The organism is Lacticaseibacillus sp. 53-4, from assembly GCF_016861805.1.
In the GTDB taxonomy this organism is placed as follows: domain Bacteria; phylum Bacillota; class Bacilli; order Lactobacillales; family Lactobacillaceae; genus Lacticaseibacillus.
In genome coordinates, this window is record NZ_BOLT01000007.1 from 90,381 (window position 1) to 102,496 (window position 12,116).

The 12,116-nt window shown below is 55.1% G+C and carries 14 protein-coding genes; 11 read left to right on the plus strand and 3 right to left on the minus strand.

Features of this window, described 5'->3' with window-relative positions; genetic code table 11:
• Positions 1-46: 46 nt before the first annotated feature.
• Positions 47-913, minus strand: a complete 867-nt coding sequence (locus JUF21_RS04595; protein ID WP_203624284.1) for an SDR family oxidoreductase — start codon at positions 911-913, stop codon at positions 47-49.
• Between the two features lie 322 nt (positions 914-1,235).
• Here JUF21_RS04595 and JUF21_RS04600 point away from each other — a divergent pair, with 322 nt between their 5' ends.
• The 11 genes from JUF21_RS04600 to JUF21_RS04650 all read left to right on the plus strand — a co-directional run bounded on the left by JUF21_RS04600 (position 1,236) and on the right by JUF21_RS04650 (position 10,790).
• Positions 1,236-2,123: a lactate dehydrogenase gene (locus JUF21_RS04600; protein WP_203624283.1), complete on the plus strand. Its 888-nt coding sequence runs from the start codon at positions 1,236-1,238 to the stop codon at positions 2,121-2,123.
• A gap of 2 nt (positions 2,124-2,125) precedes the next feature.
• Positions 2,126-2,440, plus strand: a complete 315-nt coding sequence (locus JUF21_RS04605; RefSeq protein WP_203624282.1) for a UPF0223 family protein — start codon at positions 2,126-2,128, stop codon at positions 2,438-2,440.
• The gene (locus tag JUF21_RS04610) at positions 2,409-3,182 is read left to right on the plus strand and encodes an inositol monophosphatase family protein (protein ID WP_203624281.1); all 774 of its coding nucleotides are present in this window, start codon (positions 2,409-2,411) and stop codon (positions 3,180-3,182) included. Before JUF21_RS04605 ends, JUF21_RS04610 begins: the two co-directional genes overlap by 32 nt.
• A gap of 177 nt (positions 3,183-3,359) precedes the next feature.
• Positions 3,360-5,210: a translational GTPase TypA gene (gene typA / locus JUF21_RS04615; protein ID WP_203624280.1), complete on the plus strand. Its 1,851-nt coding sequence runs from the start codon at positions 3,360-3,362 to the stop codon at positions 5,208-5,210.
• Positions 5,211-5,399: 189 nt separating this feature from the next.
• Positions 5,400-6,773, plus strand: a complete 1,374-nt coding sequence (locus JUF21_RS04620; protein WP_203624279.1) for an Nramp family divalent metal transporter — start codon at positions 5,400-5,402, stop codon at positions 6,771-6,773.
• 122 nt (positions 6,774-6,895) lie between these two features.
• Entirely contained in the window at positions 6,896-7,264 is a 369-nt protein-coding gene (locus JUF21_RS04625; protein ID WP_203624278.1) for a GntR family transcriptional regulator, read from the plus strand.
• Positions 7,261-8,133: an ATP-binding cassette domain-containing protein gene (locus JUF21_RS04630; protein WP_203624277.1), complete on the plus strand. Its 873-nt coding sequence runs from the start codon at positions 7,261-7,263 to the stop codon at positions 8,131-8,133. The genes JUF21_RS04625 and JUF21_RS04630 overlap by 4 nt, the downstream gene beginning before the upstream one ends.
• On the plus strand, positions 8,123-8,854 hold the full coding sequence (locus JUF21_RS04635; RefSeq protein ID WP_203624276.1) for a hypothetical protein: 732 nt from the start codon (positions 8,123-8,125) through the stop codon (positions 8,852-8,854). The genes JUF21_RS04630 and JUF21_RS04635 overlap by 11 nt, the downstream gene beginning before the upstream one ends.
• 12 nt (positions 8,855-8,866) lie before the next feature.
• Entirely contained in the window at positions 8,867-9,616 is a 750-nt protein-coding gene (locus JUF21_RS04640; protein ID WP_203624275.1) for a hypothetical protein, read from the plus strand.
• A 99-nt stretch (positions 9,617-9,715) separates the two neighbouring features.
• Positions 9,716-10,237 carry a DUF805 domain-containing protein gene (locus JUF21_RS04645; protein ID WP_203624274.1) on the plus strand — a complete coding sequence of 174 codons (522 nt, stop codon included), beginning with the start codon at positions 9,716-9,718 and terminating at the stop codon, positions 10,235-10,237.
• Between the two features lie 205 nt (positions 10,238-10,442).
• Positions 10,443-10,790: a hypothetical protein gene (locus JUF21_RS04650; protein WP_203624273.1), complete on the plus strand. Its 348-nt coding sequence runs from the start codon at positions 10,443-10,445 to the stop codon at positions 10,788-10,790.
• Between the two features lie 234 nt (positions 10,791-11,024).
• On the opposite strand, the gene JUF21_RS04655 is transcribed toward JUF21_RS04650, so the two are convergent.
• Both JUF21_RS04655 and JUF21_RS04660 read right to left on the minus strand, forming a co-directional pair.
• The gene (locus tag JUF21_RS04655; RefSeq protein WP_203624272.1) at positions 11,025-11,735 is read right to left on the minus strand and encodes a nuclease-related domain-containing protein; all 711 of its coding nucleotides are present in this window, start codon (positions 11,733-11,735) and stop codon (positions 11,025-11,027) included.
• A 50-nt stretch (positions 11,736-11,785) separates the two neighbouring features.
• Positions 11,786-12,116, minus strand: a 331-nt coding sequence (locus JUF21_RS04660; protein WP_203663238.1) for a hypothetical protein, incomplete at its 5' end; no start/stop codon positions are given.

Genomic DNA, 12,116 nt, shown 5'->3' on the forward strand with positions numbered 1-12,116 from the left:
GTGACGGTGTTCCCCACCCGATGCTGGGGCAAGGAAACCAGGAGGCTTACGCTTCTGGGCGGTAGCTGCGCTTCAGGAAGGCCGACATGCTCTCAGGCTTTTCGCCAGTGATCTTCGAAAAATCGTTGGTGGCCTGGTCGAACAGACCCAAGGCGCCGGCGGCATACATGCTGGCGAGTTCTTCACCATCGCCTTCCGCCGCATAAATGCGGCCGAATTCTGCCGTGGTCACGGGTTTATAGCCAATTTCATGACCGGTGACTTTGGTCATGATCCGTCCTAGTTCTGGCATGGTCAGGGCTTTTTCCTGGGTCAGCGTGTATATTTGGCCAGCGTCGCGCAATTCCGGCTTTACGGCCAAGGTGGCAATTGCCTTGGCGCTGTCGTCCTGGGTGATAAAACTCATCGCCTGATTGCCGACGGGATAGATCAACGCCTGGCGCTCGATCAACTCCGGCAGATAAGGCACGAGCGGATCGGCGTACAGCGAGTTTTTCGCGACCGCATACTGGAGGCCGCTGGTGGCTAGCCTGCGTGGAGCGTAGGCGTAGTATGGTGACATTCTAAAAGGATTATTCTCCTGGTCGGCATAAAAACTGACGAACACGACAGATGGCACCTTCGCGAGTTCGAGCGCCTTGATTGAGTTTTCAAATTCGGTGATTCGCTGTAAGACATCGTAGGTTTTGCTGGGAATATAGAGGACGACGTCTTGACCAGAGAAAGCCTGACGCATGGTCTCGACGTTGAGGTAATCCAGAACGACCGTGTTGATTCCTCGCTCGCTCAGGGCAGTGGCTTTTGCTGGGGTGTGTACAGCCGCGGTTAATGCGGACGCGCCGACCAGAGCGACCAACTGATCGATGACTTTGCGACCGAGATGTCCTGTAGCGCCAGTGATGAGATATTTCATGGATTGAGCCTCCTGGTAGAATGATTGACTGACATGGCCTGATGTTTTTTTGTAATTAACCTGTTGTTTTAACAATAACATCTAATAAACATTATGCAAGAATTTTTCCGAAACTTTTAGATGTACAGTGGCATTTCGGTGGGGAAAGTGCGATGGTCCACTAGTTCAGGGACCAGCATCTCTCCTGAAAACTGCGCGTGTTCCTCAGTTAGACACGCCTGCCACTGTCCACGATCCAGTGTCCACGTTTTGACATGAAACTGTATCGTCTTATCGCACTGCAATTGTTTAATATTACCTTAAGAGACTTGGAGGGTAAGTTATGCAAAAAGTAGTGGTTTGTGGGGACACCAGCGCGACGCAAGACATTGCCGCCAAACTGATTCAAAGCCGGCTGCCGCTGGCGGTTTTACTGGACACACCGGCGACCGAACATGTGGGGCTGGATGGCCTAATTGCGCTGGCCGCGGTGAGCGAGAACGCGTTTCAAAAGGCCACGCCCAAGCAGCTGGCCGATGCGGATGTGCTGATCATCACCGATTTTGCCGAAGGGGCGGCAGAAACGGTGCAGGCAGCCAATCTGGCCGGCATGCGGCGCGAGTTGAAGGCGGCGATGGGCGCCGGGTTCAGCGGCCGCCTGCTGGTGGCGACCCAAGAAAGCGAGCTGTGCACCCATTTTGCGCAGCGCTTCTCCGGCTTAAAGGCAGACGCGGTGATGGGACTGGGCACGATGGGGCTGACCCGCTGCTTTGAGCACAGCCTGGCGCGCGAGTTTGACGTCCCGGCAGGTGCGGTCACGGCGTATGTGATCGGCACCCAGCCGGACTTCACCTTGCTGTGGAGTCGGGCCTACATTGGCGCGACTGCGGTGATGACGCTGCTGCAAGACGCAGACGACGCGTCCGGCATCATGACGCGCGTGCTGACGGCCTGCCAGGCGTACGCGAAGGCGGCAGACGGTCACAGTTTGTGCGGCCTGGTCGAGCGGCTGCTGGCGGCCAACGCTGGCTCTGCCTTGATTGCGCCGGTGGCCGTGCGCTACGATAAAGGCGACCAGCCGCTGGTCTACTCGCGGCCGGTTCAAATCGATCGACGCGGCATCACCGCGGTGGCGAGCGTCACCGGGTCTGAGGCTGAGCAGCAAAGCTTGGCCGAAGCGCTGACTCGCCTATCCGCGCAAATTGCCGCGATCGAAGCAGGAGAGAACTAAATTTGGAAGCCAATTATGAATACCCGCTGGACCTGGATTGGTCCAAAAGCGAGATGATCAAAGTCACCACACTTTACACATTAGTGGAAGACGCCTATGAAAAAGGGGTCGACCGCGCCAATTTGCTGGCCGCTTACGCCGGGTTCAAAGAGGTGGTGCCGGACAAGGGCACCGAGCGGCGGCTGGGCCGGGAGTTTGAACAGGCCTCTGGCTACTCGATTTACCGCGTGATGAAGGCGGCGCAGGCGACCACTGACGGTCGCGTGCGCGTAAAGGAGGCAGCCCATGATGCTCGAGGCGCTCGCAGCAAACATTGAAGCCTGGCTGACCGAAGACCGCACGCGGATCCTCACGGCGATGCAAACACCAGTCAACGTGGCAACCAAAACCGGTCGCAATGACCTGGTCACCAATGTCGACGCGGCAAGTCAGCAGTTTCTGGTTGCGAAGATTCGCACCGCGTATCCGGAAGCAAAAATCGAAGCCGAGGAAGGCACTGCGGCGAAAGTTGCTGACATGGCCGGTCTGGTCTTTTTTGTCGACCCGATCGATGGCACCATGAACTTCGTCAAGCAGCGGGCCAATTTCGCCGTGATGATTGGCGTGTACCAAGATGGCGTGCCGCTGTACGGGGCCATCCTGGACGTCATGCGCAACGAGCTGGTCACCGGCGGGCCAAACCTGCCGCCAATGCTGAATGGCCAGCCGGTCAGCCTGCCGCTTGACCGCTTGCTAAAAGATGGTCTGCTGGGCGCCAGCGGGCCGATGACGATTCACAACTATTTGAATCTCGGCGACATCGCGCTGGCCAGCTCCGGCGCGCGGATCTCCGGGTCCGCCGGCATGGAGTTTAAAGCCATCGCCCTGGGCCAGCTGGTGGGGTATGTGTCGTACCTGCAGCCCTGGGACATCGCCGCCGGCATGGCGATTGGGACCGGGTTCGGGCTCAAGTGCACGCGGCCAAACGGGTCGGCAATCGATCTGCTCAAGGCCGACGTGGTGGTGGCCGCCATGCCGCAGGCGCACGCGGAGATTCTGCACCAGATGCCTGCCAAGTAATTTTCACGAAAGCCTCGCATGACTTTTCAGAAAAGGTATCCGAGGCGCGTGGTTTGTGCTATACTCTTATTTCGAAGACTGTCTCAGAAGAGGCATGTTTTTTTATGCCAGAACCAGCGCCGAGTTGGTTGGCATTTTGCAGCCACACAAGGCCATTCTGAAAGGAAGTTAATTAATTTGAAGACTCGCGACGATATTCGCAACATTGCGATCATTGCCCACGTCGACCACGGTAAGACCACCCTGGTCAACGAAATGTTAAAGCAGTCCGACACCTTGCCGGAACACATGCAGATCGGGGACCGCGCGCTTGATTCCAACGCGATCGAAAAGGAACGCGGCATCACCATTCTGTCGAAGAACACGGCCGTTAAATATGGGGACACCACCATCAACATCGTGGACACCCCAGGGCACGCGGACTTCGGTGGCGAAGTGGAACGGATCATGAAAATGGTCGACGGGGTCCTCTTGGTCGTTGACGCGTTCGAAGGCACCATGCCGCAGACCCGCTTCGTTTTGAAAAAGGCCCTCGAGCAGCACCTGACCCCAATCGTGGTCATCAACAAGATCGACCGGCCCGGTGCGCGTCCTGCTGAAGTCGTTGACGAAGTCCTTGAATTATTCATCGAACTCGGCGCTGACGAAGACCAGCTCGAATTCCCAATCGTGTATGCATCAGCGTTGAACGGGACCTCCAGCTACTCGGACGACCCGGCCAACCAGGAACACACCATGAAGCCGCTGTTTGACACCATTCTCAAGACCATTCCGGCCCCGGAAGACACTTCCGACGAACCGCTGCAGTTCCAGGTTTCCATGCTGGACTACAACGACTACGTGGGCCGTATCGGGATCGGCCGCGTGTTCCGCGGCACGATTTCCGTTGGCGATAACGTCACGGTCATGAAGCTGGATGGTTCTCACAAGAACTTCCGCGTCACCAAGATGTTTGGGTTCTTCGGCCTCAAGCGGGTCGAGATCCAGACGGCCAAGTCCGGTGATCTGATTGCCGTGTCCGGGATGGATGACATCTACGTCGGCGAAACCGTTGCCGCCGCTGACCATCCGGAAGCCCTGCCGATTCTGCGGATCGATCCGCCGACTCTGCAAATGATGTTCATGCAAAACGATTCCCCGTTTGCCGGCCGCGAAGGCGACAAGGTCACCGCGCGCAAGCTCGAAGACCGTCTGAAGGCTCAGCTGCAGACCGACGTCTCGTTGCGAGTTGACGACACCGATAAAGCCGGCGCCTGGATGGTTTCCGGCCGTGGCGAACTTCACCTGTCCATTCTGGTCGAAGAAATGCGCCGTGACGGCTTTGAGCTTCAACTCGGCCGCCCGGAAGTCATTTACCGCGAAATCGACGGCCAGACCATGGAGCCGTTTGAAGAAGTGCAGATCGACATTCCAAGCAAGTACACCGGCACCGTGATCGATGCGATGTCTCAGCGTAAGGGTGAGATGCAGGACATGTCTGATGAGGGCAATGGTCAGACCCGTCTGGTCTTCCTGACCCCATCGCGTGGCCTGATCGGTTACTCGACTGAATTCTTGTCCTCGACCGGTGGTTACGGCATCATGAACCACACGTTCGAGAAGTACATGCCGGTCGTTCGCAACTGGACGCCTGGCCGGGTCAACGGTGCGCTGGTGTCCATCAACGCAGGCGTGGCCACCACCTACTCCTTGCAGAGCATTGAGGAACGCGGGCAGTTGTTCGTTGACGCCGGCACCGAAGTGTACGAAGGCATGATTGTCGGCATGAACAACCGCGAAACCGATATCGCCGTTAACGCGACGAAGGGGAAGAACCTGACCAACACCCGTGCGGCCGGGAAAGACCACGCGGCGGCCATCAAGACCCCGAAGAACATGAGCCTCGAAGAGTCGATCGAATTTTTGAACGACGACGAGCTCTGCGAAGTGACACCTAAGAGTGTTCGCTTGCGCAAAAAGATCTTGAACACTGGCGAGCGTCAAAAGGTCGCTAAGCGCAAGAAGATCGCCACGACCGACAAGAAATAACTTGTCCGAGTCGTTCACGAACCGTCATCACAACTCTGTGGTGACGGTTCTTTTTGGTTTTTTCAAAAAGAAGTGACGAGCGGAAATTTGGGGGTTTCGGGAAGACTAAAATATCGCTATACTTACATATGAAGTTTTATCATAGACGTAGACTGTATTTGGGAAATCCTGAGAAGGGGAGGTGGCGTGATGGCAAAGTCATCCCGCAAAGAGCACCAAGTCATGTTCGCTGAAGAGGAGGCCGGCTCGAAAAGCTTGGACGAAATCAACGGCAGCATCGAGGTCCCAAAGAACGCCGGTTTCTGGAAAACCCTGCTGACCTACACCGGACCGGGGATCCTGATCGCGGTCGGCTACATGGATCCCGGCAACTGGATCACCTCGATCGCCGGGGGCGCGCAGTTCAAGTACACGCTGCTGACAGTGGTCCTGATCTCGAGCTTGACCGCGATGCTGCTGCAGGCAATGGCCGCCCGGCTGGGTATCGTCACCGGCAAGGATCTGGCGCAGCTCACCCGCGAGCGTACCGGCAAGGTCACTGGGTTCATCTTATGGATCATCACCGAGCTGGCCATCATGGCGACCGATGTGGCCGAGATCATCGGGTCGGCGATCGCGCTGGAGCTGCTGTTCAAGATCCCGCTGATCGTCGGCATCATCGTCACATCGGCCGACGTGCTGATCCTGCTGCTGCTGATGCGCCTCGGGTTTCGAAAAATTGAGGCTATTGTCGCGGTGCTGGTCGCCGTGATCCTGATGGTCTTCACGTACGAAGTGCTGCTGTCCCAGCCTGATGTCGGGCAGATGCTGCAAGGCTACATTCCGTCGCCGACCATTTTGACGAACCGCTCCGAGCTGTACCTGGCTTTGGGGATCGTCGGGGCGACCGTCATGCCGCACGACCTGTACCTGGGGTCGTCTATCTCGCAAACGCGCGCGGTCGACCGCAAGGATCCGAAGGCGGTACACCGGGCCATTCGCTTCAGCACCATCGATTCCAACATTCAGCTGAGTATCGCGTTCGTGGTCAACTCGCTGCTGCTGATTTTAGGGGCGGCGCTGTTCTTTGGCACCAATTCCGACCTGGGCCGCTTCGTCGATCTGTTCAACGCCTTGCAGGACAGCAAGGTCGTCGGCGCGATCGCCAGCCCAGTCCTGTCGATGCTGTTCGCCGTGGCCCTGCTAGCTTCGGGGCAGAGCTCGACCATCACCGGCACCTTGGCCGGCCAGATCATCATGGAAGGGTTCATCCGCCTCAAAATGCCGCTGTGGGCCCAGCGCCTGCTGACTCGCCTGCTGTCGGTCACCCCGGTGCTGATTTTTGCCATTATCTACAAGGGCAACGAGGCCAAAATAGAAGGGCTGCTGACTTTCTCGCAGGTGTTCCTGTCAGTGGCGCTGCCGTTTGCGGTCGTGCCGCTGGTCTCGTACACCTCCAGTGAGGAGCTGATGGGCGAGTTCAAGAACCGCGCCTGGGTCAAATACGCCGCGTGGTTTGTCACGATTGTCTTGATCATTTTGAACATCTGGCTGATCTTGCAGACCTTCGGCATTAAAATTTAAATTCAAAAGTCGTCCAGAACGTTGGGCGACTTTTTTGTTGACTTCTTGTTGTGAAGAGGGTATCTTGACAGCGTAGGTTAGTTACTCAACTAATTAACTAAATAACCGGAAGGAGGCGGCCCATGAAATTCGATGCAAGCAGCGTCGTGCCGCTGTACCAGCAAATTGCCGATCAGTTCACGGCGGGGATTCTGAGCGGCGCGTTCGCTGAGGACACGCAGATCCCGTCGACGACTGAAGTGGCGAAGAGCTACGCCATCAATCCAGCCACCGTGCTCAAGGGGATGAATGTTTTGGTCGATTTGGGCCTGATCGAGAAGCGGCGGGGCATCGGCATGTTCGTGGTGCCAGGGGCGCAGGCTAAGATCAAGGCGAAGCGCAAGCACGATTTTTACGCCGAGCGCATCGCGGACCTGGTTGCGGCCGCCAAGGCGTTAGATATTAGCAAGGCGGAACTGATCGCCGCAGTGGAAGAGGGGTATGGGGCATGAGTAAGTTAGAGTTTAAGCAGGTCACGCGCAACTTCGGCGCCAAAAAGGTGCTGCGCGGCGTCAACATGACATGGGAGGCCGGCCAGCTATATGGCTTGCTGGGCCGCAACGGCGCGGGCAAGAGCACGCTGATGAAAATCGTCAATAACCGCCTCTTCCCGACGGCCGGCAAGGTGCTCCTGAACGGCAAAAACGTCACCGAAAACAGCGACGCCCAAAATCGCATTTTCCTGATGAGCGCGGCGATGCTGTACCCAGGCGATAGCCGGATCGAGCAGCTGTTCACGCTGACGCGGGAGATGTACGGGAGCTTCGATGACGAGCTGGCCGCTCACCTAGTCAAGGCTTTTGGGCTGGATCCGCACCAGCGGTTCCGCAAGCTGTCGACCGGGTACCGCACCATCGCCAAGCTGATCATCGCGCTGTGTGTGCCGTGCGAGTTCGTCATGCTGGACGAGCCGGTACTGGGGCTTGACGCCAACAACCGCGAGATTTTTTACCAGGAGCTGGCTAACACCTTTGCCAGCAAGCCGCGGACGTTCATCATCGCGTCCCACCTAATCGAAGAAATCGAGAATCTGGTCACCCATGTGTTCGTGCTGGATGGCGGGACCATCACCTTGGATGAGGATGTCGCTGATCTGACTGCCAAGGGCCGGGTGGTCACCGGTCCGACGGCACTGGTTCATGAGTGGCTCGGCGGTACGTGCACGCTGCGCGAAGTGCCGCTGGGCGGCATGCTGACCGCCTACACCTTGGATGCGCCACTGGAAAAGCCGGTGCCGGCAGGCGTCACAGTCGGCGGGATGGATCTCCAGCAGATGTACCTGGAGCTGACCCGCGATGGGGGTGGCGCTGATGACGAGTAAATTTCAGGCGATGCTGAAAGTGCAGTTGCAGATGATGAGTATCGTTATGATTGGCGGCCTGTTTGGCTGGGGCGTGCTGGTGGTGATGAGTTTTCTCGGCGACACGTCTGACGCCAACGGCTGGTCTGGCGAGTTTATTGGCCTGTATATCGCCGCAATTTTGGGTTATTTTGCCACGCCATGGGCGCTGGGGTCGGCGTTTCAAAACGGCGTCAGTCGCAAGCTTTATCTGCAAACCGCAGCAGTCGGGCTGGTGGCTTGTTCCGCTGTTCTGGCGGGGCTCGTCACCTTGGTCAGTCTCATTCCGCTGTTCAACGGTACGGGCAGTTTTCTGGCTTCTGTTTATCACCTGACTGGGCCAACTGGGGTACTCATGAGCGTCTTGTTGCGGCTAATGGCGTATTTGGCATTTTCGGCGCTTGGGGCTGCACTCGGTTTCCTTAGCCTGCCATTCAGCGGAAAAGTGAGATTTGCGCTGGTGTTTGGCATCTATGGGTTGATGGTTTTGCCGGGGTTGGCCTTGGTCCTGATCATGCTGGCACTGCCGGATCTGGCCACCGATTCAGGCGTGCTGCAGTTCTTGCTGGCGCTGATTGGGCTGCCGCTGCACGGGGCGCCTCAGCCGCTGCTCCTGCTCTTGATCTTCACGGTGCTGGCGGTCGGTTTTGGGTATTTAGCGGCGCGCTTGGGCCGCCGCGCCGAACTCAACGACCGGGTTTAGGAGGGAAAAGTCATGAAAAAACGTGTCATGTTAAAAATGCAGCTCCTGGACCTGGCGAAACCGTTTCTCATCTTTGCCGTGGTGATGCTCGGGCTTAGTTTTCTCTTTGTGGTCGGCATCAACGCCATGGTCGGCGCGAAGATGGACTGGAATCAGCCCTTCGGCAACACCATGATCGTGCCGACTGGCATGTTCACCATCGTAGCGAGCATGATCTTGACCCCAAAATGGCTGCGTCTGGCCGCTCAGTTTGGCATTCCGCGTTGGCAGCAGTTTTGGACGCAGCTGACCGGCTGGCTGTGCTATGGCTTGGTCGGGTTTGCCCTTGACTGGCTGATCATGACCATCTTCGGCGTGCCGATGCTGTTTATCAAGGAGCTTGGGTACTCGGGGACGTACACACCGGTTGCGTGGGTCGCCAACGCGCTGTTCATTGTGCTGGTGTTTGCTTCACTCGGTGGCATTGGGATGTTCTTCAACGTGCTGATGCAGCGGGTGGACCGGGTGGCAGCAGCCTTGACGCTTTGCGGGGTGTTCATTGCGGTTGCGCTGGCCTGGTTTCCGGTTGGCCGGTTAATTGCGCCTTCCGACAGTGCTGCTGCTGCGCTGACCCGGCACTTGGCCAGTGGATCCCTGACCCAGACGTTGCCGGCAGCTCAGGCGAACCCGTTTTTGATCGTGGCAGCAGCGCTCTTGGTCTTCGCTGTAATCTTTGGGTTGACCGCGCTGGGGATGCGGCGCATGACCGTGGCTGAGCAGTAGGCAAGACAAAATGTTAGTTGCATCAGCCAAAAATTAGCCTAAATATTCGTTAACAATTGATTATGATATTAACAATATTTAGTATTTCGGAGGGATATTATGAAACACCTAGATGACGCGCTTGTCCGTAAAAATCGCAACTCGTATTATGGCGTTGGTGGTTTCCGGGCAATAAAAGCGTTCTTTGCCAACTACGTGAACTTTGTCGGTAAAAGTAGTAGACGAGAGTTTTGGTGGACAACGCTTTTTGAAATTATTTTTGGGTTAATATTGTTCTTTTCGGTAGGCGCAGTCGTTGTTCAGCATGTACTCAAAGTGATCAATAGCGGGAAATTTTCGGCAAGTAGCGGAGTACTGGACTTTCTGGGTGGATCGATTGCGGCGTTACTCATTTTGTTAGTCGTTGTGATTGTTCTGTTCTTACCGTCTATGGCAATTACCATCCGCAGATTTCGTGATGCGGGTGTGAGTTGGATCGTTTTTGCCGTATTATATGCAATCAATGTCTCGAGCGTGTTCATTTTTTCAAATAATGCGAGAGTCTCGTCTCTGATCGTGGGGCTTGCGACAACGGCGATGTTAATTATTGAACTGTTGCCCACCAAGCAAGCTGCACGTTAAACACCAAAAAAGCCACCAAGGGCTGAGTGCTACTTCATTTGCACGAATGGCCAGTGCGGCGAATCATCTAAATCCGATTGGCTAGAACCTATCATTACAAACTCAGTCAACTGGAACTAAGAAAGACTTGCCACATACAGGCAAGGCGAATTGTTTGCCTCAGTGCCGGGCCGGGCGTAAAGTGGGCGCGAAAGGGGCGGTTTAGATGTTAGACGTGAAGAACAGTATCGATAACCTGGAATGGACCACCACCCATCACTTGGCGCACATTCAGAATCAGCACCCGTTCATGCGTCGGTGGGCCGTGCAGTTCGAACTTGCCTACACCGATTTTCGCGTGATCCAGATGGCACTGCAGCTGGACGGTCAGCACCACGAGCTGTTGGCGGATTTCAGCCAGACGTACGAGACCATTCACAACTACGAGTTTGCCTTCGCCGGCGACGGGCTGGAAGGGTTCAACCAGCAGTACGGTGGCGAGCTGGACGAGTACGCGAGCCAGGTCGACCATTTTGAAGACTTGCTCGATCAGATTCGTGACTTAGAGCCATGATTTTCCCGTTTCTGAATTGTGGAACAATCTACTGAGCTTTGTCCACATGGGCGGATTAGTTCGATTCTCGAATATACTTACACGATTTGCAGATTAACAGCAAAGATAATCAGGCTTGGCGTGCAACCGGGTTTCTCAACATTAATCTCTTGAGAAGCAACAAGGCTGGTCCGAGAGAATTCGGACCAGCCTTGTTATTTGTCTATTTTCCTTGCCTTCGGAATCGTGGTGCAGTTAGTTGATAATCTCTTCTTCGATACATTTTGCAATCTCAGTGGTTCGAGACGCCTGCATTACCATTTTTGGCATGTGCTCATAATAATCTCGAAACCGGGCCAAACTAGAGAACCCATCTGGTTCAGATGCTGTGTGACCAGTGATTTCCGCAGCATCGTCATTCTTGGTATCGTCATCTCCGTCAAGCCGGCCGTTTAAATCGAAAATTTTGTTTTCATCTGACTGAGGGTACGCGTATAGTACGAAACCATGCACAAATGGCGGAATCTCCAGGTGCTCCTTCAGAAAAGTATGCAGTTTGGCCATCGTGGTCTTCACTTGCTGAGCAGGGTCGTGCCAGTTCGCATAGCCCTCGAGTGCTTCATCAGGTCTGGCAACCAGCGTAAAGAAATCAGAATGCTTTAGTTGGCGGATGGTGCTAGGCAATGAATCTTTGACAATCGGCCAGTAGTCGGCACATTCTTCAGTGAGTTGATCGAGTGTAATCTCGTGATAAATGGTGCCGGTCCAGTACTTGGTCTCAAGAACAAACAGACCGCGGTGACTTAATAACAGGTGATCGATTTGCCGGTTGGGCTCCCCATCATTGAGACTGAGAAACAGGTTAGCGTAAATTTTGATGCCGTCTTCAGGATACTGGGTCTGCAGTAACTTTGCCATTTTGTAGGTTTCGTATTCTCCGCGGTTGGTATATTGACGCTCTTGCATGCTAGAGAACCTTCTTTCAAGCCAGGGTAAGTTTATTCTGACTATTTTGTTTAGTTCTGAAACTTCGTGGGAATTTCATAAACCGTCGTATAAGAGGTGTATTTCATTTCAACCTCATCACTCTTATCATAAGGCACAACCGTGACATCATGTTCTCTTGGAATCTGATGTTTTTGAATCAGCTCCTTCATAAATTTTTCTGTGTCCCTGCTGTCAAAATTGTAAGATAGCTGAATGTGCTGGCTGTCACTCGAGACCTCTGTATGTGGATTATCGCTTGGCATATCTTGTTCTTTGTCCTCAATTTTCAAGTCAAGTGCAACGGTGATAACGAATCCTTGATAGTGGTCTAGGTTGTTAAGCCATGCGTCGGTAGTAATC